Source organism: Flavobacterium aquidurense, from assembly GCF_001404985.1.
Lineage (GTDB): Bacteria > Bacteroidota > Bacteroidia > Flavobacteriales > Flavobacteriaceae > Flavobacterium > Flavobacterium aquidurense_B.
The window spans coordinates 299,798-325,674 of sequence record NZ_JRLF01000006.1 but is presented as its reverse complement, the minus strand read 5'-3'; the positions used below and the strand labels follow the sequence as shown (position 1 = coordinate 325,674).

Annotated in this window: 29 protein-coding genes; 22 read left to right on the top strand and 7 right to left on the bottom strand. The window is 33.4% G+C overall.

Annotated features, from left to right (window positions below):
- Positions 1 to 18 precede the first annotated feature (18 nt).
- Positions 19 to 180, bottom strand: coding sequence for an ATP-binding protein (locus RC62_RS23170; RefSeq protein WP_262494061.1), 162 nt, complete (start codon positions 178 to 180; stop codon positions 19 to 21).
- Positions 181 to 285: 105 nt separating this feature from the next.
- Here RC62_RS23170 and RC62_RS23230 point away from each other — a divergent pair, with 105 nt between their 5' ends.
- Together RC62_RS23230 and RC62_RS23160 are read left to right on the top strand one after the other, a co-directional pair.
- Positions 286 to 594: a DUF2867 domain-containing protein gene (locus tag RC62_RS23230; protein WP_410501009.1), complete on the top strand. Its 309-nt coding sequence runs from the start codon at positions 286 to 288 to the stop codon at positions 592 to 594.
- Between the two features lie 50 nt (positions 595 to 644).
- Positions 645 to 803, top strand: a complete 159-nt coding sequence (locus RC62_RS23160; protein WP_262494057.1) for a DUF2867 domain-containing protein — start codon at positions 645 to 647, stop codon at positions 801 to 803.
- A 93-nt stretch (positions 804 to 896) separates the two neighbouring features.
- Here the strand turns inward: RC62_RS23160 and RC62_RS03135 are convergent, their stop codons facing one another.
- Positions 897 to 1,088, bottom strand: a complete 192-nt coding sequence (locus RC62_RS03135) for a cold-shock protein (RefSeq protein ID WP_055092526.1) — start codon at positions 1,086 to 1,088, stop codon at positions 897 to 899.
- 584 nt (positions 1,089 to 1,672) lie between these two features.
- The gene (locus RC62_RS03130; RefSeq protein ID WP_055092524.1) at positions 1,673 to 1,855 is read right to left on the bottom strand and encodes a hypothetical protein; all 183 of its coding nucleotides are present in this window, start codon (positions 1,853 to 1,855) and stop codon (positions 1,673 to 1,675) included.
- 251 nt (positions 1,856 to 2,106) lie between these two features.
- Here RC62_RS03130 and RC62_RS03125 point away from each other — a divergent pair, with 251 nt between their 5' ends.
- The 5 genes from RC62_RS03125 (at position 2,107) to RC62_RS03105 (ending at position 6,001) form a co-directional block, all read left to right on the top strand.
- Positions 2,107 to 2,895 (top strand): SDR family NAD(P)-dependent oxidoreductase, encoded by a 789-nt coding sequence (locus RC62_RS03125; RefSeq protein ID WP_055092940.1) that lies wholly within the window; start codon positions 2,107 to 2,109, stop codon positions 2,893 to 2,895.
- A 230-nt stretch (positions 2,896 to 3,125) separates the two neighbouring features.
- Positions 3,126 to 3,932 carry a phytanoyl-CoA dioxygenase family protein gene (locus RC62_RS03120; RefSeq protein WP_055092522.1) on the top strand — a complete coding sequence of 269 codons (807 nt, stop codon included), beginning with the start codon at positions 3,126 to 3,128 and terminating at the stop codon, positions 3,930 to 3,932.
- Between the two features lie 153 nt (positions 3,933 to 4,085).
- Positions 4,086 to 4,772: a CDP-alcohol phosphatidyltransferase family protein gene (locus tag RC62_RS03115; protein WP_055092521.1), complete on the top strand. Its 687-nt coding sequence runs from the start codon at positions 4,086 to 4,088 to the stop codon at positions 4,770 to 4,772.
- A 22-nt stretch (positions 4,773 to 4,794) separates the two neighbouring features.
- Positions 4,795 to 5,205 carry a GtrA family protein gene (locus tag RC62_RS03110; protein WP_245176768.1) on the top strand — a complete coding sequence of 137 codons (411 nt, stop codon included), beginning with the start codon at positions 4,795 to 4,797 and terminating at the stop codon, positions 5,203 to 5,205.
- Between the two features lie 217 nt (positions 5,206 to 5,422).
- Positions 5,423 to 6,001 carry a DUF4833 domain-containing protein gene (locus tag RC62_RS03105; protein WP_055092938.1) on the top strand — a complete coding sequence of 193 codons (579 nt, stop codon included), beginning with the start codon at positions 5,423 to 5,425 and terminating at the stop codon, positions 5,999 to 6,001.
- 30 nt (positions 6,002 to 6,031) lie between these two features.
- Here the strand turns inward: RC62_RS03105 and RC62_RS03100 are convergent, their stop codons facing one another.
- On the bottom strand, positions 6,032 to 6,439 hold the full coding sequence (locus RC62_RS03100) for a putative quinol monooxygenase (RefSeq protein ID WP_082421199.1): 408 nt from the start codon (positions 6,437 to 6,439) through the stop codon (positions 6,032 to 6,034).
- 640 nt (positions 6,440 to 7,079) lie between these two features.
- On the opposite strand from RC62_RS03100, the gene RC62_RS03095 reads away from it, so the two are divergent.
- On the top strand, positions 7,080 to 9,044 hold the full coding sequence (locus RC62_RS03095; protein WP_055092515.1) for a KUP/HAK/KT family potassium transporter: 1,965 nt from the start codon (positions 7,080 to 7,082) through the stop codon (positions 9,042 to 9,044).
- Between the two features lie 131 nt (positions 9,045 to 9,175).
- The gene (ppk1, locus tag RC62_RS03090; RefSeq protein ID WP_055092513.1) at positions 9,176 to 11,188 is read left to right on the top strand and encodes a polyphosphate kinase 1; all 2,013 of its coding nucleotides are present in this window, start codon (positions 9,176 to 9,178) and stop codon (positions 11,186 to 11,188) included.
- Between the two features lie 105 nt (positions 11,189 to 11,293).
- Here the strand turns inward: ppk1 and RC62_RS03085 are convergent, their stop codons facing one another.
- Together RC62_RS03085 and RC62_RS03080 are read right to left on the bottom strand one after the other, a co-directional pair.
- Positions 11,294 to 11,581, bottom strand: coding sequence for a hypothetical protein (locus RC62_RS03085; RefSeq protein ID WP_055092511.1), 288 nt, complete (start codon positions 11,579 to 11,581; stop codon positions 11,294 to 11,296).
- Positions 11,582 to 11,896: 315 nt separating this feature from the next.
- Positions 11,897 to 12,793 carry a helix-turn-helix domain-containing protein gene (locus RC62_RS03080; protein ID WP_055092509.1) on the bottom strand — a complete coding sequence of 299 codons (897 nt, stop codon included), beginning with the start codon at positions 12,791 to 12,793 and terminating at the stop codon, positions 11,897 to 11,899.
- Between the two features lie 161 nt (positions 12,794 to 12,954).
- Between RC62_RS03080 and RC62_RS03075 the strand changes: the two genes are divergently transcribed.
- From RC62_RS03075 to RC62_RS03020, 13 genes are all read left to right on the top strand, one after another.
- A complete protein-coding gene (locus RC62_RS03075; protein ID WP_055092507.1) occupies positions 12,955 to 13,806 on the top strand; it encodes an aldo/keto reductase in 852 nt (283 codons plus the stop codon).
- Between the two features lie 20 nt (positions 13,807 to 13,826).
- A complete protein-coding gene (locus tag RC62_RS03070; RefSeq protein WP_055092505.1) occupies positions 13,827 to 14,969 on the top strand; it encodes an aldo/keto reductase in 1,143 nt (380 codons plus the stop codon).
- Between the two features lie 96 nt (positions 14,970 to 15,065).
- Positions 15,066 to 15,506 (top strand): nuclear transport factor 2 family protein, encoded by a 441-nt coding sequence (locus RC62_RS03065; protein WP_055092503.1) that lies wholly within the window; start codon positions 15,066 to 15,068, stop codon positions 15,504 to 15,506.
- A 32-nt stretch (positions 15,507 to 15,538) separates the two neighbouring features.
- Positions 15,539 to 16,624, top strand: a complete 1,086-nt coding sequence (locus RC62_RS03060; protein ID WP_055092501.1) for an alpha/beta hydrolase — start codon at positions 15,539 to 15,541, stop codon at positions 16,622 to 16,624.
- Between the two features lie 19 nt (positions 16,625 to 16,643).
- The gene (locus RC62_RS03055) at positions 16,644 to 17,273 is read left to right on the top strand and encodes a flavodoxin family protein (RefSeq protein WP_055092499.1); all 630 of its coding nucleotides are present in this window, start codon (positions 16,644 to 16,646) and stop codon (positions 17,271 to 17,273) included.
- A gap of 145 nt (positions 17,274 to 17,418) precedes the next feature.
- Positions 17,419 to 17,799 carry a hypothetical protein gene (locus RC62_RS03050; protein WP_055092497.1) on the top strand — a complete coding sequence of 127 codons (381 nt, stop codon included), beginning with the start codon at positions 17,419 to 17,421 and terminating at the stop codon, positions 17,797 to 17,799.
- Between the two features lie 341 nt (positions 17,800 to 18,140).
- The gene (locus RC62_RS03045) at positions 18,141 to 18,752 is read left to right on the top strand and encodes an SCO family protein (RefSeq protein WP_055092495.1); all 612 of its coding nucleotides are present in this window, start codon (positions 18,141 to 18,143) and stop codon (positions 18,750 to 18,752) included.
- A gap of 22 nt (positions 18,753 to 18,774) precedes the next feature.
- Positions 18,775 to 18,972, top strand: a complete 198-nt coding sequence (locus tag RC62_RS22615) for a helix-turn-helix domain-containing protein (protein ID WP_245176767.1) — start codon at positions 18,775 to 18,777, stop codon at positions 18,970 to 18,972.
- A 175-nt stretch (positions 18,973 to 19,147) separates the two neighbouring features.
- Entirely contained in the window at positions 19,148 to 20,503 is a 1,356-nt protein-coding gene (locus tag RC62_RS03040) for an MATE family efflux transporter (RefSeq protein ID WP_055092493.1), read from the top strand.
- Between the two features lie 298 nt (positions 20,504 to 20,801).
- The gene (locus RC62_RS03035) at positions 20,802 to 21,392 is read left to right on the top strand and encodes a TetR/AcrR family transcriptional regulator (RefSeq protein ID WP_055092492.1); all 591 of its coding nucleotides are present in this window, start codon (positions 20,802 to 20,804) and stop codon (positions 21,390 to 21,392) included.
- A 100-nt stretch (positions 21,393 to 21,492) separates the two neighbouring features.
- On the top strand, positions 21,493 to 22,260 hold the full coding sequence (locus tag RC62_RS03030; protein ID WP_055092490.1) for an SDR family oxidoreductase: 768 nt from the start codon (positions 21,493 to 21,495) through the stop codon (positions 22,258 to 22,260).
- Position 22,261: 1 nt separating this feature from the next.
- Positions 22,262 to 23,269 (top strand): NADP-dependent oxidoreductase, encoded by a 1,008-nt coding sequence (locus RC62_RS03025; protein ID WP_055092488.1) that lies wholly within the window; start codon positions 22,262 to 22,264, stop codon positions 23,267 to 23,269.
- Positions 23,270 to 23,345: 76 nt separating this feature from the next.
- Positions 23,346 to 24,260 (top strand): AraC family transcriptional regulator, encoded by a 915-nt coding sequence (locus RC62_RS03020; protein WP_055092486.1) that lies wholly within the window; start codon positions 23,346 to 23,348, stop codon positions 24,258 to 24,260.
- An 80-nt stretch (positions 24,261 to 24,340) separates the two neighbouring features.
- Here RC62_RS03020 and RC62_RS03015 read toward each other — a convergent pair whose 3' ends face one another.
- Positions 24,341 to 25,849 carry a PAS domain-containing sensor histidine kinase gene (locus tag RC62_RS03015; RefSeq protein ID WP_055092484.1) on the bottom strand — a complete coding sequence of 503 codons (1,509 nt, stop codon included), beginning with the start codon at positions 25,847 to 25,849 and terminating at the stop codon, positions 24,341 to 24,343.
- Positions 25,850 to 25,877: the final 28 nt, after the last annotated feature.

The following is a 25,877-nucleotide window of genomic DNA, read 5'->3' as shown; positions in this document are numbered from 1 at the left end:
GTGTCAAACGACAGTTTTTTATATAGTATCGACCGTTTGTTTTAAAGGAAGCGTAACTATAAACTCAGCCCCATTGTCTTTCTCTCCCGTTGCAGTGATTTTTCCATTGTGTCGTTTTGCGATTTTTCTGCACAGGGCAAGACCAAGGCTATTGCCTTCAAACTGATCTTTAGAATGCAGCCTTTCAAAGGCTATGAATTCCCTCTATGATATTTTCCATCCTTTGAGCAGACTGGCTTATTTTATTAAGGTATTTTTTAGGCATTAGAGAGGGCTTTAAAAAAGATTAGTGATGATGTTATTATTTCCAGCTGGAAAGATGCACAGGTAAGCGGAAAATTTAAGGGAAATGTTTCTCAATATCTAAAGGTTCCCAAAAGAGGGGGTTTTATTGACAGAAGAAAAAGAACAATTATTAATAGGGAGTATACAATTGCACGAATTTGGTCAATAGGCGGGCAAACAGGTTGGTACTATGCCGATTGGCTTTGGGAGTTGCTCGGGTTCATCGATAAAATTTTTGGTGGTGTGGGAACCAGAAGAGGGAGAACACATAAAACGCAAATACATGCAGGTGATGCACTGGATTTCTGAAGAGTGGTTTACGCCAATAAAACCGAAGGAAACTGATTCTATATGCCGAAATGAAACTTCCGGGCGAAGCCTGGCTGGAATTTAAAGTAATCAATAATACCTTATATCAGGCGGCCACTTTTAAACCGCGGGGATTTATGGGCAAACTATACTGGTATTCTGTCTTACCATTTCATGGTTTTATATTTGATGGAATGCTTAAAAACTAATTTAAGGATTTAGAGAAAACAGGTGTTGAATGGGTTTAAATAAAAAAGCACCTGTTTTGAGACAGGTGCTTTATAAACTAATTCTATAGTATGTTATGCTATGACTACGTTTACTGCGTTTGGACCTTTGCGGCCTTCCTGAATATCATATCGAACTGAATCGTTTTCACGAATGTTTTCTGATAGACCTGAAACATGAACAAAAACTTCGTTTCCTCCACTGTTAGGAGTTATAAATCCGAATCCTTTTTCTTCATTGAAAAATTTTACTGTACCTTCTTGCATCTTAAATATTTAATTTGGTCAAATGTAGTGCATAAATGATAACGAGTTAAAAAATAGTTTTTTATTATGTTAATATTAACGTCTGTTAAAAGAAATTACTTTTTTACTGCCGTCATAACGTAAAATAAGCTTTAAAATATTATCAAATCTAATATTTATGTTTGATAATTATAAATGAAAAACCCGCCGGATACATTACATATCAGACGGGCGTCCATAATAAACATAATCTTCCATTTTATGTCTACTTAAAAATTTTTCTCAGTAAATCAAACTGAATTAAAAACTAAATAAACACAGAATAGTAGTCCTTGGAATGAACACTGCAGAACTATTTATATTGTATGATTTTTTTGTATAGGAAATTAAATTTTGGTAAAGTAAACCAGAGGATAATTTATAACCACAAAGGTGCAGTTAAAATTTGTTTCTGTTTTTATATGCATATGGTTTTATTTTATATAATTCGTATTAATCTAAGATGAATATCTTGATTATTACAAACAGAATTAAACTAAATAGAAGAAGGTATCTTTTAAGAACTTAATTCCAAAATACTTTATTATTTATCTTAATTAAACCTTTTATAGTTTTACACTTTCGTCTGTGTATGGATTAAGAAAAATATAACCCTCATAATCCACTAAGATTAAAATGTTCAGTAGTTTTGCTTTATTTTCCTTTTGGGCATTAATGTCTTCAGTAAATTTCGAAACATCAGAAAATGAAGTAATAAGCTTTGTTATCTCATCTAAAGAGAAGCTCATATTGTATCTTCAGGCAAGGATCTGAAGAATTTTTATGAAAATGACAGAGGATGTTTCCATAATATTAAAGTTTAATTTTATGTAAGATAATGAACTTATTTTAGATTTTTTGAAGCGTTAAATCAACAACTGCATAAAGAATGCAGACTGTAATAAGTCACATAAGATAGGGAAGGTGAGCGTAATCAATATAAAGATTGTACACACTAAGGTTACAATTAATCTTTATATTTGATGATTAAATGAATAAAATGAGCGAAAAAACGAAATCATATGCCTTAATAACCGGAGCCAGCAAAGGCATAGGAAAATCTATTGCTTATGAGTTGGCTAAACAAGGTTATCCATTATTGCTTGTTGCAAGAAGTGAAGAGGAATTAAAAGCATTATCTGATGATCTTAAGGCTAAATACGGCATAAATGCTGCTGTTTTATCGCTTGATCTTTCGATACATGATGCCTCGCTAAAAGTAATAGATTGGATAAAAACGAATAACTATCCGGTTGGTTTTTTAGTGAACAATGCCGGTTATGGTGTTTGGGGCGATTTTAGTAAGTCTTCTCTAACGGATCAGCTTGGTATGATGCAGCTTAACATGAATGTAGTGGTAGAACTTTCGCATTTATTAGTGCCCATACTTTCACAACAAAAACAAGCCTACATTTTAAATATATCGAGTACCGCAGCTTATCAGGCTGTACCTACGCTGGCTGTTTATTCGGCTACAAAGGCTTTTGTTTTATCGTTTACCCGAGCCTTGCGTTTCGAACTTGCCCAAACTTCGATTTCAGTAACTTGTTTTAGTCCGGGTCCGGTTGATACTGGTTTTGCAGAAAGAGCTGGTTTAAATGCTTTTAGTAAAATGGCTGAAAAGTTTAATATGCAGCCAGATGAAGTAGCAAAAATGGCCGTAAAAGCCATGTTCAATAAAAAATCTGAAGTTATTCCGGGTTTTACAAATATCATTTCGGTTTACGCCAATCGCATACTACCAAAGGGATTTATCGAAAAAACGGCTGCCGGAATTTATAAAATTTAATTTTTTCGAAAAAAAAATAAAAAAAATATTCTTTGTAAAAGAAAAATTATATTAAGTTTGTATTAAATTCTACTAATTCTATAGAGTATGTCAAATAAAAGAGAAAATAGGTTTAATTTATCTGAAAAACGAATGCACGCCAACATGCTAATGTTTTGTTGTTGCTGTTGTTATTCTGTTTTAGATAAAATTTCAAACTATATTATTTCATTTATTAAATCTATATTATCATGGTATCTTCTTATAAAACCTTTACCCTTACTGAGCAATTAACTAATGAGCAAATTGCGTTTTTTAACGAACATGGTTTCATCCATTTCAAAAAATTTATAAATCCGGAAACTGTTTCATCCATCATTGATGCCTCAAAACAAGTCGAGCAAAAATGGATTGACAACAATCTTCAAAAAATAAACGGTGTTCCCATTAAATACGGAAAAGATTTAGATGGCTCTGCTATTGTACAACGTTTTGCTTTTATCAATCAACATCATCAAACCTTAAGCGGTCTTTTACTTGACCCGAGATTTAATAGTTTATTGCCATTGGCAGGCGATGAAGCAAGATTAGGTACTGAAGAAAAAGACGGAATGGTTTTTAACCATTATATCAATGGGCCGGAAAGTAAGTTTACTAAAATGGGCTGGCATACAGATGGTTTGAGAGATATTTTTTATGGTGCAAAATTAAACCCGATGCTCAATGTGGGGATTCATTTAAGCACTTTACAACCCGAAAACGGCGGTCTTAAAATTATTCCGGGTACTCATAAACAAAGTATTTATCAAATGCTTTTTCGTAAAAAATACTTTTTAGATAATAAACCGGATCCACAGGAAGTATCCATCAATCCGGAAGCTGGAGATTTAACGATTCACGATGGCCGTTTGTGGCACAGAGTTGCAGAATCATCTATTCGTGGCGAAGAAAGTAGAAGGAGGGTTATTTATATCCCGATTATAGCCGGAAAATACGCTCCTAAAAATGAGAACAGTCCAACGGTTTTCTATCAACGTTTTGCAGGAATTGTAAAATAATATGCTGATTATTATCGCATTTAGTTATCTGGTTAGATCAGGTAAACTAAAAAGAACCACCGATTTTTTTAAAAATAGGCAAAGAAAAGCAAAACTAAAAATGATAAAACTGGAACTGGCTATAGTATCAGGCTTGCAAATATTGCGTTATTAATGGGAAAAGAAACACAGCTTGAAGATTACAGTGCAATTATACAAAGAACATTTTCCGACCGTAAGCGAACTAATATTTTAAAAAGAGCAGAACAGTTAACGATTGTATTCTTGCTTCCAAAAGTGCCTGGATTCATTTCGCCTAATTTGCTCACTTTACTTGGTACGCTTGGTTCAGGATTCGTTTTTTTAGCTTTTGTTTTAGGCACTTATGTAGCAAATTGGTATTTACTTTTGGGTATCATTGGTTTGGCTATAAATTGGTTAGGCGATTCTTTAGACGGAAGATTGGCTTATTATAGAAATATTCAACGCCGTTGGTATGGTTTTGCACTCGATATTATTGCCGATTGGGTTGGTATTGTACTTATAGGCTTTGGCTATTATATTTATGCTAAAAATGGCACACAAATAGTAGCCTTTGCTTTTGTCGCATTGTATGGCTGGTCTATCATTATCAGTCAGTTACGATACAGAATTACAAATGAGTACAGTATAGATTCGGGATTTGTTGGCCCAACAGAACTTCGATTTATTATTGCTTTAATTTTAATTATAGAAGTTTTATTTCCTGGATCAATTACCTATTTGGCTGGCTTAATCTCTATTATCTTATTTATAATCAATGTTATTGATAGCTTAAAGCTTTTAAAATTAGGCGATTTAAAAGATAAAAACCAAGGCTGATATGTTCAGAAAAAAATCTATTATGACTTTTCTACAAGCACAAGTTGCGGCATTTTTAGGCGGCATTACAGATTATGGTCTAATGATTTTATTAACCGAAGTATTTAAAATGCATTTTACCTTTTCTATTCTAATCTCCGGAACCGTTGGCGCCATTGTCAATTTTAGTATCAATAGATTTTGGGTATTTAAAAATCAATCCGGTTGTAGCAGCCACATCAATAGTCAGCTTTTTAAATTTGCGTTGGTGGTATTGGGAAGTATTTCCTTAAAATCATTTGGTACGCTTATTCTGCAAAAAGTATTTCAAATCGATTATAGAATCGGAAGATTAATCACGGATAGTTTCGTTTCGTATGGGTTTAATTATCCACTGATTAAATATTGGGTTTTTAAGGCAAATGAAAAACAGAATGTAATCGAATCAAATTAGTATATAATTAAAAAATCCGTTTTTATCAGCGTTTTCGCTTTTGCGAATCCGTAAAATCAGCGTCTAATTTTGATGCGGATAAAACAGATTTACTTCGTAAAAACGCGGATAAAACGGATTTGATTTGCAATAATTTTATTTTCTAAAAGCTTAACTTAATGACATTGCCCGAAGCCTTGGGATATTTAAATATTTACAACCAATGAAAATTTCGTTTATGAACAAATTATTATTTAAATATATTACAAAATCACTAATCGTGATAACGATCTTAGTAAATATAATTTCCGGAAATTTATTGGCACAATCCAAAAATCCGTCGCCATTACATTTTCCTACGCCTAAAAATGTAGATAATATGTTATTTTATATTCAGCGAGATCCCAATATAAACACTGCTATTTATGCCATAAACTACCAGGAAAATGGAAAAATAGATAAAAACAATCCTATAAAAGCCTATTGGATTCGATATGCTGAGAAAGGAGAAAAAAAGGATTTTAGTTATATGCAACGAAAATTTGCATACGGATTAGAAAGTAAAACCCTGGATAATGAAGAGTTTGAAATTCAATTTGTATCATACAAAAAGTTACCCTTAACCTTAAAAAAGATAGATTCAGATCAAAAATACCATGTTTTCGTAAGTGTAAATCAGAAAAGAATACTGGTAGAAAAAATATTTGTACGCATTGAAGGAGGTTCTTTCTGGCTGCCCAATGTAAAGTATGCCGAAGTTACCGGAATTGAGACTTCCTCAAATAAAACAATTACGGAAAGAATGTTGTTGAAATAGGATACTATTATCTATTAATTTCCTTTATTTCTATTTTTTATTTTTAATTAATTCAGGTTTAATCTCAAGTGCAATAGGAGAGACCTCTATAAGTTCCAAAGATTTTACCATTTTTAAAGTACCATTTTTATATTTTAAAAAATGTGGTGTTTTTAAATGTATCTGATATGCTTCTTCACTGGCATATACTTCAAAAACCGTTACCAATTCCGGTTGCTTTTTGTCATACACAGCCTGAAGAGCGAGCACTCCGGGTTCAACTTTAACGGCAATTTCTGCATGCTCCGCAAGTGCTGTTTTATATTCATTTAGAAAAGAGGGATAAACTTCTATTTTGGCAATTCGAACTTTTCTATTATCCTGCTGGGCAAAAGCTTTTGTATTAAATATCATTATGCTAAAAATTAATAATCTGATTAATAAATGTTTAGTTTTCATAGAGTAGAATTTTGTTATTAGTTAATTATTCTAATTTTGATTCGAAAATGTTTTGTATGTATCGTAAGGTATAAATTTTAAAAAACTGGTAATTGAATGAAAATAAGATTCTAGATATAAATTTTAGAAGGGATTTTTGAACTTAAAAAATCAAGTCTGTGAAGGTAAATTTAAATTATTTTACTGTAAGTATTAGTATCAAAATTTAGATTTGAAAACTCAGAAATGAATAAAATTGAAATCTAAACACAAAAAACAAACTCTTAGCGAACAAATACGCAGCCGCTCCAATATTTCAGAATCTAATAATTACGGTTGAGATTAAAAATATGATTCTTCAGTAACTTAAAAAAAATCGTGAGCCTTAATTGAAATCGATATTTATCTCAAAGAAGCCTTAAAAAGAACCTCTCCGAAGAAAAGTCACGATAATTCTGAGTATATTTATACAGGAGAGATGATTTTACAAATCAGAAAAAGATTTTTATAACAAAGAATTGCGTGACGGACGAATTTCTCTGGAGAATAATCTTGTTCATATTGTAGCGAAGTTAGAAATAATTGCTGCTGAAGAAAAACAATGGATAGAGGGTTACGAAACACAAAATGTTTAATAATTAGCAGTATTATATTTTAAATTATGAGCGGAAAACATAACGATTTGCACAGTAAATTAACGCTGGGAGGCTTGTTTATAGCATTAGGAATAATTTACGGTGATATTGGCACTTCGCCATTATATGTAATGAAAGCCATAATTGGAATTCACAATATTGATAAAAATGTAGTTTTGGGCGGAGTATCAGCGGTACTTTGGACATTGACTTTACAAGCCACAATAAAATACATTTTCATTACACTAAGCGCTGATAATAATGGTGAAGGCGGTATTTTTGCGCTTTATGCCTTAGTGAGGCGTACGAAAGTAAAATGGTTAATTGTTCCGGCTATTATTGGCGGAAGCGCATTACTTGCTGATGGAATTATTACACCGCCAATGTCTGTATCATCGGCAATTGAAGGGATGAGAACCTTATATCCTAAAATTGATACCGTACCTATAATTATAGCCATTTTGGTTGCGCTTTTTGCCATTCAGCAGTTTGGAACTAAATTGGTTGGGAAATTTTTTGCACCTATAATGCTGATCTGGTTTGGTATGCTGGCAGTTTTGGGAATCATGCAAATTACACATCATCCAGATGTTTTAAAAGCCGTAAATCCTTATTATGCATATCATTTGCTGAGCATTCATCCGGAAGGATTTTATGTATTGGGTTTTGTTTTCTTGTGTACAACAGGAGCGGAAGCTTTATATTCTGACATGGGGCATTGCGGCAGAAAAAATATCAGAATCAGCTGGATTTTTGTTAAAAGTGCGTTGCTGTTAAATTACTTCGGACAAGCCGCTTATTTGATTCAGCATGAGGGAGAAACGTTATTTAGTCTTGGCGGAAAATATGCAAATCCTTTTTACTTAATGATGCCGGAATGGTTTATACCTGCCGGAATTGTAATTGCCACACTGGCAGCGGTTATCGCTTCGCAAGCTTTAATAAGCGGTTCATTTACTTTGATTAATGAGGCGATAAAATTGAATTTCTGGCCAAAGGTGAAAATCAAATATCCTACAGAACAAAAAGGACAATTGTATATCCCGTCAATAAACTGGCTTATGATGTTGGGTTGTATTATGATTGTACTTCATTTCAGGGAATCTCAAAAAATGGAAGCCGCTTATGGACTTGCAATTGTTTTGTGTATGATTATGACCACTTTGCTGCTTAATTATTATCTGATCATGAGAAGAATTCCGTGGTACATTATTTCGGCATCTATAACAATTTATATGGTAATCGAACTTAGTTTTTTAATTGCCAGTTTAAATAAATTCATGCATGGCGGATATGTTGCCGTATTTGTCGCATTGATCCTGATTGCAGTAATGGCAACCTGGTGGAAAGCAAAATCGATTAGTAAAAATTACACCAAATATGTCCCAATTGAAGGATATAAAAAAGTACTTTCTGAACTAAGTATAGACGAATCGATTCCCAAATATGCAACACATTTGGTTTACATGACAAATGCTGTAAGAACAAGTGACATTGAGCAAAAAGCAATATATTCTATCTTACAAATGCGTCCTAAGAGAGCCGATATCTACTGGTTCATTCACATTAATATTGTTGATCAGCCTTACAGGAGAGACTATAAAGTAACCGAAATGGTAAAGGATGATTTATACCGAATTGATTTTTATCTTGGATTTAGAGAGCCTATGAAAACAAATCTAATGTTTAAGGAAGTGATTCGCGACATGGTAATAAAAAGAGAAGTAGACATAACCAGCCGTTACGTGTCATTGAACAGCAATAACATAATGGGAGATTTTAAATTTGTGTTATCTAAAAAAATACTTTCAATGGACAATGATTTTACGTGGTCTGAAAAAGTAATTATGAACAGTTATTTTTTACTTAAGAAATTCAGTTTGTCTGAGGAAAAAGGTTTTGGACTGGATACCAGTTCTGTAAAAGTCGAAAAATTCCCGATGATTTTACATCTTCCGGAAGACTTTAAAATGACCCGAATTTATAATTAATCAAAATTGGCAATTTTAGAAATGTTAGCCTTAAATGAAATTATGGTTAATTTCTGGGTTAAACTTGAATTAAAAGTAATTATTACTGAAATTTATACCTTTTTTAATTTTCATTAAACATCCTTTTAGACGTGCAAAACTATCTTATTCCCTCAGAAATTTCATGGCTGTCATTCAATAATTGTATTTTAGATGAAGCTGATGATATTACTAACGCATTGTATGAAAGAATTAAATTTTTAGCGATTCATTCTTCAAATTTAGATGAATTTTTCAGGGTTAAAATAAACAAACTGCTCAAGAAGAATTCAAAAAAGAGCATAGATTTATTGGAACAGATATTGACAGAGGTCAACAGGCAGCAGAATAGATTTGGAGAAATCTGGAGAAATTCAATATTGCCCGAACTTGCTGAAAATAATATTACCTATTATGAAAATCAAAAAATACCAGCAGATCACCTGCAGGAAATTGAATATTATTTTAAGAGTTTTATACTGTCATACATTCAGGTAATTTACATTTCGAGTCCCAAATCAAAAAACTATTTTCTGGACAACAGAGGTTTGTATCTTCTTATAAAATTGATGGATGCCAATGAAAAAATTAATTATGCCTATGTAAATATTCCCTCAGACAAATTAGACCGGTTTAAACAGCTGCAAAGTATTGGAAACAAACATTATATTATTTCTTTAGATACTATAATTAAAAACTGCCTAACCTTTATATTTCCTTCAATGGAAGTTGTTTCCTGTAATGCAATAAAATTAAACCGAGATGAAAATTACCTTATAAAAGATGAAAATTCAGGAGATTTAATAGCCAAAATTGAAGAAAAAGTAGCAGAAAGAAAACATGGGTCCTCAACAAGATTTCTGTATGATTCTAATATGGATCCTGAGGCTGTTTTAGTCTGTAAAAAAGTATTTAACCTGCACGATAACGAAATGATAAAAGGAGGAACTCATCATAATTTCTTTGATTTATTCAGATTTCCAAATCCGGTAAAGCCCAAACTGCAGGGTAAAAATTATCCCGCTCTAAAACATCAGCCTTTTGAAAGCAATGATTCTATTTTTGAGATCATAGACAAACAGAACCAGCTGCTTCATTTTCCGTATCAGTCGTACCATTACGTTTTACAGTTTTTTAATCAGGCTGCAATTCACAGAGAAGTTACTGAGATTAAAATCACCTTATATCGTATTTCATCCCAGTCCCTGATTGCAAACGCATTAATCAGCGCCGCAAAAAACGGAAAAAAGGTCACTGTTTTCGTTGAAGTAAAAGCGAGGTTTGATGAGTACAACAATTTATTCTGGTCTAAAGAAATGAAGAAAGCCGGAATAAAAATAATTCAAAGTATGCCTAATTTAAAGGTTCATGCTAAAGCAGCTATGGTTACTATGAAAGATAAGCAAGGCAAAAAGAAGAATTACAGCTACTTATCGACAGGAAATTTCAATGAAAGCACAGCAAGTATTTATTCTGATTTTGGTTTTTTTACTTCAGAAGAAAAATACACCAACAATCTGAACAAAGTTTTCGCTTTTTTAAAAACGAAAAAAAAATCAAAAACTTTAAATCATATTTTGGCTGCGGGTTTTAATATGAAAGAGGAGTTAATAGATATGATTGATAATGAGATAAAAAATAAAAAAGAAGGTAAACACGCTTCTCTGCTTTTAAAAGTAAATGGAGTTGATGAAAAAGATATTATACAAAAACTAATTGAAGCAAGCCAAAATGGTGTTGAAGTGACGCTTATTGTCCGCGGTATCTGTACTTTGCTGCCTGGAATTAAAAATGTTTCGGAGAATATTAAAATTTATCGGATTGTGGATATGTTTTTAGAACATGGCAGAATTTATAAATTCGCAAATAACGGCAAAGAGAAGATCTATTTATCTTCTGCAGATATGTTAAGCCGAAATTTAAACAGAAGAATTGAAGTTGCTTTTCCTATATCAGATAAAAATCTTATGCAAGAAATAAATAAAGTCATTGAGCTGCAGTTGGCAGATAATACAAAAAGAAGAAGTATTACTTCTGAGGGATTAAATGACTTGGATGTAATTAATAAAGATTCATCAAGACGTTCTCAAACAGAAATTTATGACTGGATAGCGGCTAATAATTAAAATGGCTAAGTATCAGATAATATAAACTTCATATAAAGCGTGCAAAGATTTTGAAAGCCAAAGTTTAATTTTTCAGGGAAAGATGCATTTTCTTGCAGATCGAAGCTAATTGCACAAGATCTTATTGTTTATTTGAATCAAACCTTTTACAGTTATGCAGCTTTTGTCTGTATCTGAATTTAAAAAGACATATCCCTGGTCGTTCAAAACTAGTAAAGCATCTAGTACTATTACTTGGTTTTTCTTTTCGGTAGGCATATTGTCGATAAATACTGTTTGAGAATTAAATACAGGAGAAAGAAGGCTGGTCAACTCTTCTAAAGTAATGCTCATGTCATATCTTCCGGCAAGTATTTGCAGAATTTTTATATGAAATATTGATAATGTTTCCATGATAAATGCTTTAACCTCATATACGAAAATTGACTGGTAATAGATTTCGTAGAAAAGCTAAATTATCATTAAAAGAGTATTTTAAGATAATAATGGTGAGGCTTTTATAAAACAAATAATTTAGAATGGTTTTTGTTTTGATTTTTTTTAAAATATTTATTCAGGTTGAAATCCATAAGATTATTTGATTTATTCTTTAAGAATTTGATTCAAATAATATTAAAAATTAAATAAATGTTTTTAGAAAATAAACATCAAAATTTGTTTAGGACAGCAACATAAATTTTATGACTGACGTTTATCGGCTTCATTTCCTTAATTCATAATTCGATATTCATTAGGAGTACTGCCAACGTGCTGTTTAAAAAATCGCGTAAAATGCTGCGGGTATTTAAATCCTAATTCATAAGCCACCTCATTGATTGTCTTTGTCGAGTCGAATATTTTGTCTTTTGCAGTTTCAATAATTTTATTCTGAATATATTCCTGAGCAGATTTTCCGGTTTCTTTTTTAATAAGATCGCCAAAGTAATTAGGAGATAAATTTAGTTCTCCGGCATAATAAGCAACAGAAGGTAATCCTATACTATTAGGCTTATCTGAGGAAAAATAGCTATTTAAAAGTTCTTCAAATTTTTCAACAATTCCTTTATTGGTAGTATCTCTGGTAATAAATTGCCTGTCGTAAAATCTTTCGCAATAATTCAAAAACAACTCAATATTGGATGCAATTAGTTTTTTGCTGTGTTTGTCAATTGATTGTTTTAATTCTACTTCAATTTTAGCAAAGCAGTCAAAGACAAGCTGTTTTTCTTTCTCTGATAAATGTAGCGCTTCACTGGTATCATAACCAAAAAAACTATATTCAGTAATACTTTTAGCAAGTGATGTACCACGGATCAAATCGGGGTGAAAAACTAATCCATGTCCTGCGGGTTGGTAAATATCTACTTTATTTTCTACATCGATAGTTTGTCCCGGCTTTATAAAAACTAATGTTCCTTCCTGATAATCGTAATAATTACGACCATATTTCAAGTCTCCGCATTTTACCTGTTTTAAGAATATACAATATAATTCAAAGTTCATTTTAGAACCGGTTCTTGGTTCTGCTTTACTAAAATCAATTATACTAACTAAAGGATATAATGTTTCATGATTATTAAAATCATTATATGCACTAATTGTCTCGAAGTTATATACTTGTCCCATGTCTTTCGTTATTTGTTACACAAATTTAGCTATTTAAGTATAGCTTAAACAGCAATTAGCTCTCCATCAGTAATCTTGGTAGGAGATTCCGTAATCCGTATACCAGTGCCGTCAGTTTAAGTTCGGAAATTTGTAATAATAAAATTATAAATCATATTACAATGTACAATATAAAATTAAATAATGGTGTCGAAATGCCCATTTTAGGCTTTGGAGTATTTCAAATGCAGGATATGGCAGAATGCGAACAGGCGGTAGTAGATGCAATTAAAACGGGTTACAGATTAATTGATACGGCTGCTTCTTACATGAATGAACAAGCTGTTGGAAAAGGTATAAAAAGAAGCGGGATTGCAAGAGAAGAACTTTTTATAACTACAAAACTTTGGGTAAGTGATGCAGGTTATGAAAATACAAAAATAGCTTTTCAGAAATCATTAGAATTACTTCAATTAGATTATCTTGATTTGTATCTGATCCATCAGCCTTATGGTGATATCTACGGCTCTTGGCGTGCCATGCAGGAATTATATAAGGAAGGAAAAGTAAAAGCAATTGGGGTTTCTAACTTTCATCCTGACAGAGTAATGGATTTGGTTGCTAATACAGGCTTTACTCCGGCAGTAAACCAGATAGAAACACATCCTTTTCATCAGCAGAATGAATCTCAAAAATTTCTTCAGGATAATAATATTCAAATTGAATCATGGGGACCTTTTGCGGAAGGAAAAAATGACATTTTCCAGAATGAGATTCTGAAAACAATTGGTCAAAAATATAATAAATCTACTGCGCAGGTTATCTTGAGATGGCTCGCTCAAAGGGGAGTTGTAGCGATTCCGAAATCTGTTCGCAAAGAAAGAATGGCAGAAAATATCAACATTTTTGATTTTGAATTATCAAACGAAGATATGACAGCTATCCAGACTTTGGATACTAATGCAAGCCTGTTTTTTGACCACAGAGATCCTAATATGGTGAAATGGTTAAGTGAAAGAAAATTAAGCAGATAACAAAACCAAATAACATTTAAATGGATAGAAGATCAATATTAAAAACAGCAGGTTTAGCATTGGCAACAAGCGCTTTGTTTCCGTTGCGTTCTCTCGCAAATTCACAAATTGAGGAGTTAAATTCAGAAGAAAATAACAAGCCACTAGCTCCCGGAAAAAGAAAGCTTGGTAAATTGGAAGTTTCGAGCATTGGTATCGGCGTTCAGAATATGAGCCGTAACTACCAAACTACGATTCCTTCACGACCAGAAATGCACCGAATTATCCGATCAGCGTATGACAATGGAGTTACTTTATTTGATGCTGCGGAAGCTTACGGCCCTTTCGAGGTCGAAAAAATACTAGGCGAGGGAGTCGCTTCTTTCCGTGATAAAATTGTGATTTCTACAAAATTTGGATGGAATATCGATCAGGAAACCGGAAAACGTTTACCGGGTTTAAATAGCCGTCCCGAACACATAAAAATTGTAGTGGAAGGAATGCTGAAGCGTCTTAAAACCGATAGAATTGATTTATTATATCAGCACCGTGTTGATCCGCAGGTTCCAATAGAAGATGTGGTTGGTGCTATACAAAGCCTGATTAAAGAAGGTAAACTGCTCCATTACGGACTTAGCGAACCAGGTCAGGAAACAGTTAGACGGGCACATGCCATTCATCCGATTACCGCAATTCAAAACGAATATTCTCTTTTATGGAGAGGTCCTGAAAAAACAATTATCCCCCTTTGCGAACAACTCGGAATTGGCTTTGTTTCATGGAGCCCGCTTGGAGTTGGTTTTCTTACTGGAGCAATTGACGAAGGAACAAGGTTTGCTCAAGGAGATATTCGTGGTATTGAATCAAGATTTTCTCCTGACAATCTACCAGCAAATATGGCTTTGGTTGAATTAATCCAGAAATGGAGTAACGAAAAGCAAGCTGCGCCAGCTCAAATTTCTCTGGCTTGGTTACTTGCTCAAAAGCCTTGGATTGTACCAATTCCTGGGACGACACAAATGGCTCATATGTTAGAAAATACAAGGACTTCTCAAATAAAATTTTCTGCAAATGAATTGCAGGAATTCAATGCAGCATTAAATGGAATTAAAATTTTGGGCGAAAGATTGCCAGCCGGAGTTTTAGCTTTTTCTGATGTGGAAGCGCCTGAAAAAAAGAAATGATTTTATTTATTACAGATGAATTCTTATCTGTGGCTTTAAATGTGGCATCAAATTTATAAATAGAAAAAAATATAGAAATTAAAAATTTACATCATTATGAAAAAATCACTTTTTGGATTGCTTGTACTTATTCTAATGGCAAACAACTCTTTCGCACAAAATACTATTGCTGAAAAGGAAGTAATTCATCTTTCACAGCAAAAATGGCAATGGATGGCCGATAAGAACGTCGATAAACTCACACCTTTGTTTGATGATAAATCTGTTTTTGTTCATATGGGAGGAAGTTGGGGGAAAACTCAGGAAATTAATGTGATTAAAAGTGGAGGAATTCATTACAAGAAAGCAGACATTCACGAGGTTTCAGTAAATATTATAGATAATACTGCGATAGTTTTGAGCAAAATTACATTATTAGCAGTAGTAGGAGGAAATGAAGTTACCAATCCATTTATTGTGACAGAAGTGTATGTAAAAGAAAGTAATGGCTGGAAATTAGGATCATTGTCTTTTACAAAGCTAATGACACCTGGATAATAAATTTTAGAAATTGAGAAAAGAAAAATAATATGAAAAAGATAATTAGTGCAAGATGCAGCATTTTGTGTCTTTTCCTCCTATTAAACAGTTGTTCGATCACAGCGCAAAAGAAAATAAAACAAAAGCCAATAATTATTGAAGAACAGGGAAGTTTTGCAGTAGGAGGAACCATCATTGAAAACCCTGGTACATTTGATCCTTACAATATTACTCCCGCAGGACAGACTTTTAGAGGGGATCACGCTTACGTTTTTTATCAAATACCAGCTAAAGCGCATAAATATTCTTTGGTCATGTGGCATGGTATAGGTCAGTTTTCTAAAACATGGGAAACGACACCAGACGGACGTGAAGGATTTCAGAATATTTTTCTTCGTAGAAAATTCCCTGTTTATTTGATTAATCAGCCCAGAAGGGGAAATGCAGGACGAAGTACTTCAGAAGCTTCGATAAAACCGGTTCCTGATGAACAGCAATGGTTTGGTGTTTTCCGTGTGGGAATTTGGCCCGATTATTTTGAAGGAGTACAATTTGCGCGTGATATGGAAACACTTAATCAGTACTTCCGTTCTATGACACCAAATCTGGGAGCAATTGATATAGAGGTTACTACAGATGCAGCTTCACAACTTTTCACGAAAATTGGTCCTGCCATTTTGGTTACGCATTCACATTCTGGAGGAATGGGCTGGATTACGGCTATTAAAAATGAAAATGTAAAAGCCATTGTATCTTATGAGCCGGGAAGCGGGTTTTTATTTCCTGAAGGTGAAGTTCCGTCTCCAATTGCCAGTTCAGCAGGTGCTTTAGAAGCTACTGCTATCCCTATAAAAGATTTTATGAAACTGACTAAAATTCCGATAGTAATTTACTATGGAGATAATATTCCGGATAAACCATCAAAAAATTCAGCTGCTGACGGATGGAGAGCACGATTGGAAATGGCAAGATTATGGCGTGATGCCGTAAACAAAAAAGGTGGCGATGTAACTGTGGTTCATCTTCCGGAAGCAGGTCTTAAAGGTAATACGCATTTTCCTTTTTCTGATTTAAATAATATTCAGATTGCTGATCTGATGTCTGCCTGGCTGAAAGAAAAAGGATTAGATAAATAATTTTGCTAAACTTAATACGATGAAGAAATCAACAACATTCTTGTTTGTAATAACTGCAATCATCTGCCTATTTTCAAGTTGCAGTAAAGCACAGGAATCAGCTCAAAATAAATCAGAATTGTCCAAAGATAAAAATATATTGATTGTGTATTTGTCGCGAACTAAAAACACCAAGGCTGTTGCTGAAATCATTCAAAAAAATACTGGTGGTGCATTAGTAGAACTTGAATTGCAAAAACCGTATCCGGAAGATTACAAAGCAATCGTGAGCCAGGTTTCCAAAGAAAATGAAACAGGTTTTCTGCCTCCTCTAAAAACGAAAATAACCAATATAGAAAAATTTGATATTGTATTTGTGGGTTTTCCAACCTGGGGCATGCAGCTGCCGCCTCCAATGAAAAGCTTTTTAAAAGAATATAATTTGGAAGGAAAAACAGTTATTCCCTTTAATACCAATGCAGGTTATGGAGTTGGCAGCAGTTTTCAAACTGTCAAAGAATTATGTCCAAAAAGCAATGTTTTAGAAGGTTTCTCTGTCAAAGGTGGTATTGAAAGAGATGGAATTTTATTTGTAATGGAAGGCGAAAAAGAAAAACAAGTTCAGGTTGAAATCCAAAATTGGCTGAAGAAAATAAGAATGGTTAATTAATTATCCTATTGAAGGAATGGTTTTGCTTGTCAAATTCGTGATTGGTGTCAATTTGTTCCATATTTTTTGTTAAAGCAAACAAGAAGTTTCTTCAGAATGAAAATAAAATTAGTGTATTTTTGCATTTATAAACAAATAGACATTCTTGAAAAAGTATATTATCATACTACTTTGCGGTCTTATTTTTCTGCCTTCCCTGGGTAGTATTTTTGTTTATGCTTCATTCAAACTGAATCAACAGGAAATCGCCAGTACAATTTGTGTACAGCGCAAACAGATTTTTAACTCTTGTAATGGGCGATGCGAACTGCAGAAAAGCCTAAAAAAATATTCTGATAACGAAAAACAAATGCAGGACAGCCTTAAAGAAAAATTAGAGATTGTCTATATCTGCAACTCTGAGGTAAACTTTACTTTTGCATCTCCTGTAGAATACCACAAAAATGTTTTTGCTTTTTTAAGCAGCAAACCAATTGGAATTTCCTCTACTACTTTTCGTCCGCCCGCCGCTATTTTATACGTCTAAAATTCTTTTCAAATTCATTAAAGAAATTTGTCATTGTCTTTCGCAACTTGACAATACTACCATTGCTATAAACTCAATTGATTTTTAAGTATTCATTTATTCTTGACAAAACTCAAAGATTAAATTGAAAATTTAAAAGTTTTTGACAGTTGGTTTTGTAAAGTTATGTACCTCATCAAGCTATAACAACAACTTCATTCAACGCTTTTGTTATTGGCTTGGCAATTCTTATTTGAAAACCGAAAGGATTTTATTGATCAATCTTCATTGAAATTATACATGCAAACAAGTCAGCAGTTTATAACATAATCTGCTGGATTAAATATTTAAATAATAAAAATATGAAAAAAATAGCTTTGATTCTTTTGCATTCTCTACTTGTAATATCGTGTGAGAAAGCACAGGAGAAACTGCCAATTTTAGGAAATCCGATAGTAAAAGGAAATGAAACCCAATATCCTCGTATTAAAGATTTTTCGTTTACCAATCAGGATAGTCTGCAGATAAACAATAATACTTTTAAAGGGAAAATCTATATAGCCGATTTTATTTTTCTTTCATGTCCTTCGATCTGCCCAAAAATGAATACACAGCTTAAAAAAGTGTACGACGTTTACAAAAACAATGATAAGGTATTGTTTCTTTCTCATACCATTGATCCGGAACATGATACTATACCGCGCCTCAAAGCTTATACGGTAGATAATGATATAAAAAAGAACTGGCATTTTGTTACGGGAAACAGAGACAGCATCTATAAAATTGCAACCGAAAGCTATTTTGCGACTGCATATCCTGATAAAAATGAGCCGGGAGGTTTTGTACACAGCGGCGGATTTCTGCTGATAGATAAAGACAGGCATGTTCGCGGGGTTTACGATGGTACAAATCCAAAGGAAACCACAAGACTAATTGCTGATGTGAAAACTCTTTTAGAAGAAGCAGCGTATTGACTATTATGCCGATTTATTAAATGTGAGCAGGATTACAATTAACGATTGTGTAAAAAAGCAGTTTAATGTTACCGCCACAGAACTCTTAAAACTGAGACTGCTTTTTGAAATAAAGAATGACCTGATACATTCCGGGAAAACTATTGCTGAGATAGCCTATGGCCTTCAATTTTCGGAACCCGGACACATGATGCGATTTTTCAAAACTCAGACAGAATAACCAGCGGCCAGTTCCTTTCAGATTACCAAAATGGTATATTTTCATAGTATTTTAATTGGGTTATTACAGAATAATATAAATTTACAATAAAATAATTGCTATACTTTAAAATTAAAGTTTGAAGTATACTAATTTCAATACATTCAATCTGCTTTGAAGCAGTTAAATTTTTAATATGTTCAAAAAATACAAATCCAATAAGATATATTACCAAAGTACAATAGCACTTGCAGGACCTGTTGTAATTTCTCAATTAGGGCATACCCTGGTACAGACTTTCGATACCATTATCATAGGGCATTATGCCGGAACGATATCTTTGGCGGCAGTTTCTCTTGTTCATTCTGTTTTCATGGTTGTTTTGGTAATTGGATTAGGCGTCGCCTACGGATTGACCCCTTTAATTGCTCAGGAAAATGGAAAATCAAATTTTAAGGAATGTGCCGAGCTTCTGTCAAACAGTTTATGGCTTAATGTCGCAGCTGCAATTTTTCTTTTTTTAATAGTATATTATGGTTCTATGTTTGCGATGCAACATGCAGATCAGGATCCTCAGGTGGTAGAAACAGCAAAACCTTACTTGCTTATTTTAAGTTTATCTATTCTGCCTTTAATGATATTTCAGACTTTTAAACAATTTGCAGAAGGACTGGGTTTTACAAAACAAGCAATGTCTATCACGATATGGGGAAATGTACTCAATGTAATTATTGCAGTCATTCTGGTAAAGGGAATGTTTGGAATTGAGCCAATGGGAGTTCAGGGAGTAGGAATTGCAACATTGATAGATCGTGTTTTAATGATGTTGGTCATGATGTGGTATGTGCTTCGATCAGAGAATTTTAGGGTTTATATAAAACATTTCGCTGTTAAGTTTGTTGATTTTTCAAAAATTCTAAAAGTTGTAAAAATAGGATTGCCTGTGGCGATGCAGTATGTTTTTGAAATTGGAGTATTTGCAGTTGCAGCTTTAATGGCTGGCAATATAGGCGCAACAGAACAGGCTGCTCATCAAACAGCAATAACCCTTGCGGCAATGACCTATATGATGGCAGGAGGAATTGCATCGGCGGCAACTATTAAAGTCGGAAATAGTTTCGGAAATCAAAACTACAAAAGACTTCAGAAGTTTGCGTATGCGTCTTATCATTTAGTTATCATTTTTATGATGTTCTTTGCGGTAATTTTCACACTCTTTAATCAATATCTACCTTACTTAATAACAAATGATGCAAGTGTCGTAGCGCTGGCTGCACATTTATTGATAATTGCTGCGCTGTTTCAGCTCTTTGATGGTACACAGGTTGTTGGACTGGGAACACTAAGAGGAATGGGAGATGTAAACGTTCCTACTTTGATAACCTTTGTTGCTTATTGGCTTATTGGCCTACCTGTGGCTTATGTTTTAGGAATTTATTTCGATGGAGGAGTAAAGGGAATCTGGTATGGTTTGACTCTGGGATTGTTAACATCATCTGCCTTACTGTATTTAAGATTCCGATACGTAATAAATAAAGTTTTGGAAAAATAATTTATAAATTCAGAGATTGCTTTAGTCTTCCAATATTTTCCAGCCGATATATAGGAATGAAATCAGTTATTCAACATTTTTTAATATTTAGAAGATAAAAACAAGAGTTGGTAAGAAGATTTTTTTTTTTAAACTCTATTATCTGAATATAAATAAACTCAAAACTTTGGTTTTAGTCACCTCAAAAGGACAAAATTCTATATGTTATTTAAGGATTTTTCGAAAATCAAAAAAAAACATTTCTAATCTTTATTTTAAAATATACTTTTTAGTATATTTGTTCCCTAATTAATTATTAATGCTAAGTAAAGCCGAAAGAACAAAACAATTTATACTCGAAACTGCAGTACCTCTTTATAATGAAAAAGGTATCTCGGGAGTAAATATTGATGATATCCTGGAAGCTACAAAACTTACCAAGGGCTGCCTTTACGGTCATTTTGAAAATAAAGAAGATTTATCAGATCAGGTTATTGACTTGTCCTTGAAAATGATTTCAGACAGAATTAGAGCAGCGGTTTATCAGGCAAAAACAATTAAAGGCAAAGTGTTTGCATTTTTGGATTTTTATAAAGACCCAATTGAAACTTATATTTCCGGTGGTTGTCCTATACTAAATACTGCTGTAGAAGCAGATGATAATTATCCGCTTATAAAAGAGAAAGTTGCCAAAGTATTTAGAAGCGGTCAGCAGGAATTAGCGGGTTTACTTCAGGAAGGGATTAATATTGGTGAGTTTTCCGATAAACTTGATCCTGTTGTCTTTGCGTTTAAATTAGTAGCATCGGTTGAAGGTGGTATAGTAATGTGCAGAGTTATGGGAACAGCAAAGCCAATGCAGGGACTTGTTAATAGTCTAAAGTCTGAATTAGAACAATATACAATATAATTTTTTTTTGATTAAAAATATACTAAAAAGTATATTATAGAATATACTAAAAAGTCTAAAATAGTGAAGTTTATAAAAAATAATTTTTAAATAAATCATAATGAAGATACAAGGCAAAACTATATTAATAACCGGCGGAGCATCCGGCATTGGACTTGAAGCAGCCAAACAGTTTTTGGCAATTGGTGCTAAAGTAATCGTAACCGGAAGAAATCAGGCCAAACTTGATGCTGCTAAGAAAGCAAATCCTGCTATCACAACAATTCAAAGTGATGTAGCAAATAAAGAAGAGGTCAAATTTCTTTTTAACAAAGTAGAAGAATTGGGTGGTATTGATATTTTGTATAATAATGCTGCTGTACTTGTACCACCGTCAAATTTAGGCATTGCAAATGACAAACATACTGATGGTGCTGCCTACGAAATGGAAGTGAATTATTTGGGGGTAGTAAGGCTTAACAACATCTTTATGAACATGCTTCAATCAAGAAAAGAAGCAGCGATAATAAATACCACATCAATACTTAGTCAGAGTCCGTCGCTGGTAGAGGCTACTTATTCATCTTCTAAAACTGCACTTGCATTTTACACGGTATCACTTCGTGAACATTTGAAAATTATAGGAAGTAATGTAAAAATATTTGAACTGATTCCGCCGCTGGTTGCTACAGAAATGACTGCAGACCGGAAAGATAAAAAAATATCTGTTGAAGAAATGGTAAAAGGCCTTATTGCCGGGCTTCAAAAAGAACATTATACAATACGTGTGGGCGACGCAAAACTGTTTAACCTAATTAATAGGTTTTTCCCAAAAACAGCCTTTAAATTAATTAATCCGAAGAAGAGCCATCAACTTTTAAAAAACTAATATGAAAGCATTTATCATAAATAAATATACTAAAAGAGCTCTTGAAATTGCAGATGTTCCAACTCCTGTTGTAGGTAACAACGATGTTTTGATTGAGGTCTATTCAGCAGGTGTTAATCTCCTGGACTCAAAAGTTAAAAAAGGTGAATTTAAATTGATACTTCCTTATAAACTGCCTATGATTCTTGGTCATGATGTTGCCGGAATCATTACCGAAGTAGGGAAAAATGTCAAGAAATTTAAAGTTGGTGACAAAGTATATTCGCGACCTGCAGATTACCATGTAGGAACCTTTGCCGAGTATATTGCCATAAATGAAAAAGATGTGGCATTCAAACCCAAAAACATTTCTATGAACGAAGCTGCATCTATTCCATTAGTAGCACTAACCGCATGGCAGGCGTTGGTTGAGCGTGTAGATTTAAAAAAGGGGCAGAAAGTATTCATACAGGCAGGTTCAGGCGGTGTGGGGACTGTAGCCATACAGCTGGCAAAATATCTTGGCGCACTAGTTGCCACAACTGCAAGTGATAAGAGCTTTGAATTCCTTAAAAACCTGGGCGCTGATGTACTGATCGATTACAAAACGCATGATTTTGAACATATACTTAAAGATTATGATGTTGTAGTAAACAGCCAGGATCAAAAAACACTTGAAAAATCATTAAACATTTTAAAGCCAGACGGTAAGATCATTTCTATTTCAGGACCGCCGACACACGAATTTGCCAAAGAAATGGGCTTGCCATGGTATATTAGAATGATTACAACACTGCTTAGTTTTTCGACAAGAAGTAAGGCTGAAAAAAAGCAGGTTAAGTTTAGTTTTCTATTTATGAGGGCCGAAGGAAGTCAGCTTCAGGAAATTACTAATCTTATAGAAGCTGAAGTTATTAAACCTGTAGTAGATAAAGTATTTGTTTTTGAACAAACCAATGATGCCTTGCAATATGTAGAAAGCGGCCGTGCGAAAGGTAAAGTTGTAATACAAATAAAGAGTGAGAAATAGTAAATGCAGGGAGTAAAATCTCATTATTAATGAAGGTTTTACTCTCAGGCAATCGTAAATTTTTTAATCGCTGTGAATGCAAAAAATTAGCAAGGATACCAATAATACTCCTGAGTATCATTTAAATCAATATCAGCACAATGTGCCAAGGTTTTCTCTATATGAAATTGATAATTATTTAAAAAAATATGATAAAAAAAGAAGGAAAGCTAATGCTGAAAAACACTATCAGATCATTTGGTTTAAAAAGGGGAGTGGCAGATATTTTGTTAATCTGAAAGCATATGATGTTGATGAAAATACTCTTTTCTTTTTGACTAAAGATGATGTTCATTATTTCGATAGGAATACCAATTACAGCGGAGTTTTAATTCAGTTTAATGAAGAGTTTTTGATACAGAACAACAAGGATATTGCTTTTTTTTCGAAACACAGCCTGTTGCATAATCGCAAAGAGCCATCTTGTTTGCTTGCCAGAGATGATACCTTTATTTTAGATGAATATTTAAAGCTAATTAAAAATGAATTAACAGATAAAAATGAAAATAGCCATGAAGAGCTTTTAAGATCTTACCTCAAAGTATTTCTAATTCAGGTTCAGTACAGATGGGAAAAAGAAAATATACTTGATGGGCGCCGGTTTTTACCTGAGGATAAAAAGCAGCTCCAATTGATAAAATTTGTTAATCTCGTAGAGGAAAATTATAAAAAAGAATTTAAAGTCTCCCATTATGCAGAACTTATGCAGATCTCATCCAGAACATTATCGGGTCTTACGAGTCAATTATTAGATAAGAGTCCTTCTGAGATTATCTGCGAAAGGATTATTGTAGAAGCAAAAAGAATGCTCCTTGATACTAATTACAACATCAGTAAGATTGGCTATTGTCTGGGTTTTGATGATGACTCTTATTTTGTAAAATATTTTAAAAAATATACGAGCATTTCACCTTTGGATTTCAGGAGATTCAACTTAAAAGAAATATCTTAGTATTAAGCATAATCCTTAAGCGTATCATCGATCATTTAGTTCAGAACAGAATAATTGTTTCCATCAAGGATGTTAATTTTTTATATAGTATTTGCTGTCTGTTTAAGTGGTAGTGTTACAATAAATTCAGCTCCGTTATCCTTTTCTCCTGCAGCCGTGATAGTCCCGCTGTGTCTTTTTGCTATTTTTCTGCATAGAGCAAGGCCAAGGCCATTTCCTTCATACTCACTTTTAGAATGTAATCTTTCAAAGGCAGTAAATATTCTTTCTGCAAATTCGCTATCCAGACCAATACCATTATCTTTGATTGTAATTTTTAAAGAATCCACGCCGTCAATATTTTCAGCAGTACAGGTGATGATTACCCTTGGCGGCTGATCTGCTTTTGAAAATTTTAAGGCATTTTGCAATAGGTTATAGAAAAGCTGGTTAATTAGAATTGGCGCTCCTTCAATCTCAGGAAGATCACAGGTAACTAAAATTGCATCTTTTTCTTTTATGATCAGTTCCAGGTCTATTTTTATATTTTCAATAATCTCATTAAGATCTATGGTTTCGATATGCTGTAAGGTTTTGTCCAGGGTAGAATAGGTCAAAATCCCCTCGATAATATTTTCCATTCTTTGGGCAGACTGGCTTACTTTATGAAGGTATTTTTTTGATTTTTCATTAACATTGTCTTCTATATCATTTCTCAAAAGGGTATTGAAAATTTTAATTTTCCGCACTGGTTCGCGAAGATCATGACTGACCACGCTGGCAAAATGCATCAGGTCATTATTGGAGCGTATGAGTTCATCGGTACGGCTGGATACTTGTTTTTTTAATTCTTCCTCAAATTCCCGCTGCTCATGGATATCCTGGATAATTCCAATGATAGTTTTTGGATTGCCATCCTCATCATTTATAATCTTACCATTAATTTTAGTCCAGCGGGCGGATTTGTCAGTATTGACAATTCGGGCCTCATAGCTTATTCTTCCGGTTGTTTTAGCTTCTTCATGTGCTTTTTCACGTGCAGGCAGGTCATCAGGATCAAGTTTTGCTATTAAATCTTCACTGGTTGCTTCACTTTCAATGGAGCAAATAGCATTGAAATTTCCGGATGTTTTAATTTTTTTTGTAGCAAGGTCTATTTCGTAACTTCCTATTCCGGAACTCTCAATAGCCATTTTAAGTCTTTCATTCGAGTTTTGTACTTCTTGTTTTGCCAGCTGGAAATCCGTTACATCAGCGCCGGTATTAAGTACACCATACACTTTTCCCTGATCATCAAACAAGGGTATAAAACTATAATTAAAATAGTGTTCGGTCATAATGCCCTGTATTACCAAATCTACTTTTTTACCTATAGCATGAAAGGCTGTTCCGGTTTTAAGTACATTTAATGCCTGTTCGAAAATCTGCTGTTTTTCAATTTCGGGAACAATCTCAAAATAGGATTTTCCAAGTACATTATCTCCTTTTCCGTACGTTTTGATCATGGCGGCATTGGCCAGTTCAATTTTAAGGTTATCTCCCACATACACCCCAATGGGCAGTGGAATAGAGTCAATTATATTTTGCAGAAGGTTTGGATTTTGATACATAGCGGTTAGGTTTAATTAGTGCGGTTCT

Coding starts and splice junctions, on each gene's coding strand:
- RC62_RS03025 (WP_055092488.1), top strand. CDS start 22,262: ATGAAAGCATTTATCATAAATAAATATACTAAAAGAGCTCTTGAAATT.
- RC62_RS03055 (WP_055092499.1), top strand. CDS start 16,644: ATGAAGAAATCAACAACATTCTTGTTTGTAATAACTGCAATCATCTGC.
- RC62_RS03100 (WP_082421199.1), bottom strand. CDS start 6,439: ATGAAAACTAAACATTTATTAATCAGATTATTAATTTTTAGCATAATG.
- RC62_RS03105 (WP_055092938.1), top strand. CDS start 5,423: ATGAACAAATTATTATTTAAATATATTACAAAATCACTAATCGTGATA.
- RC62_RS03115 (WP_055092521.1), top strand. CDS start 4,086: ATGGGAAAAGAAACACAGCTTGAAGATTACAGTGCAATTATACAAAGA.
- RC62_RS03045 (WP_055092495.1), top strand. CDS start 18,141: ATGAAAAAAATAGCTTTGATTCTTTTGCATTCTCTACTTGTAATATCG.
- RC62_RS03130 (WP_055092524.1), bottom strand. CDS start 1,855: ATGAGCTTCTCTTTAGATGAGATAACAAAGCTTATTACTTCATTTTCT.
- RC62_RS03110 (WP_245176768.1), top strand. CDS start 4,795: ATGACTTTTCTACAAGCACAAGTTGCGGCATTTTTAGGCGGCATTACA.
- RC62_RS03020 (WP_055092486.1), top strand. CDS start 23,346: ATGCAAAAAATTAGCAAGGATACCAATAATACTCCTGAGTATCATTTA.
- RC62_RS03125 (WP_055092940.1), top strand. CDS start 2,107: ATGAGCGAAAAAACGAAATCATATGCCTTAATAACCGGAGCCAGCAAA.
- RC62_RS03135 (WP_055092526.1), bottom strand. CDS start 1,088: ATGCAAGAAGGTACAGTAAAATTTTTCAATGAAGAAAAAGGATTCGGA.
- RC62_RS03065 (WP_055092503.1), top strand. CDS start 15,066: ATGAAAAAATCACTTTTTGGATTGCTTGTACTTATTCTAATGGCAAAC.
- RC62_RS03080 (WP_055092509.1), bottom strand. CDS start 12,793: ATGGGACAAGTATATAACTTCGAGACAATTAGTGCATATAATGATTTT.
- RC62_RS03030 (WP_055092490.1), top strand. CDS start 21,493: ATGAAGATACAAGGCAAAACTATATTAATAACCGGCGGAGCATCCGGC.
- RC62_RS03015 (WP_055092484.1), bottom strand. CDS start 25,849: ATGTATCAAAATCCAAACCTTCTGCAAAATATAATTGACTCTATTCCA.
- RC62_RS03040 (WP_055092493.1), top strand. CDS start 19,148: ATGTTCAAAAAATACAAATCCAATAAGATATATTACCAAAGTACAATA.
- RC62_RS03035 (WP_055092492.1), top strand. CDS start 20,802: ATGCTAAGTAAAGCCGAAAGAACAAAACAATTTATACTCGAAACTGCA.
- RC62_RS03060 (WP_055092501.1), top strand. CDS start 15,539: ATGAAAAAGATAATTAGTGCAAGATGCAGCATTTTGTGTCTTTTCCTC.
- RC62_RS03120 (WP_055092522.1), top strand. CDS start 3,126: ATGGTATCTTCTTATAAAACCTTTACCCTTACTGAGCAATTAACTAAT.
- RC62_RS03085 (WP_055092511.1), bottom strand. CDS start 11,581: ATGGAAACATTATCAATATTTCATATAAAAATTCTGCAAATACTTGCC.
- RC62_RS03075 (WP_055092507.1), top strand. CDS start 12,955: ATGTACAATATAAAATTAAATAATGGTGTCGAAATGCCCATTTTAGGC.
- RC62_RS03070 (WP_055092505.1), top strand. CDS start 13,827: ATGGATAGAAGATCAATATTAAAAACAGCAGGTTTAGCATTGGCAACA.
- RC62_RS23160 (WP_262494057.1), top strand. CDS start 645: ATGAAACTTCCGGGCGAAGCCTGGCTGGAATTTAAAGTAATCAATAAT.
- RC62_RS03095 (WP_055092515.1), top strand. CDS start 7,080: ATGAGCGGAAAACATAACGATTTGCACAGTAAATTAACGCTGGGAGGC.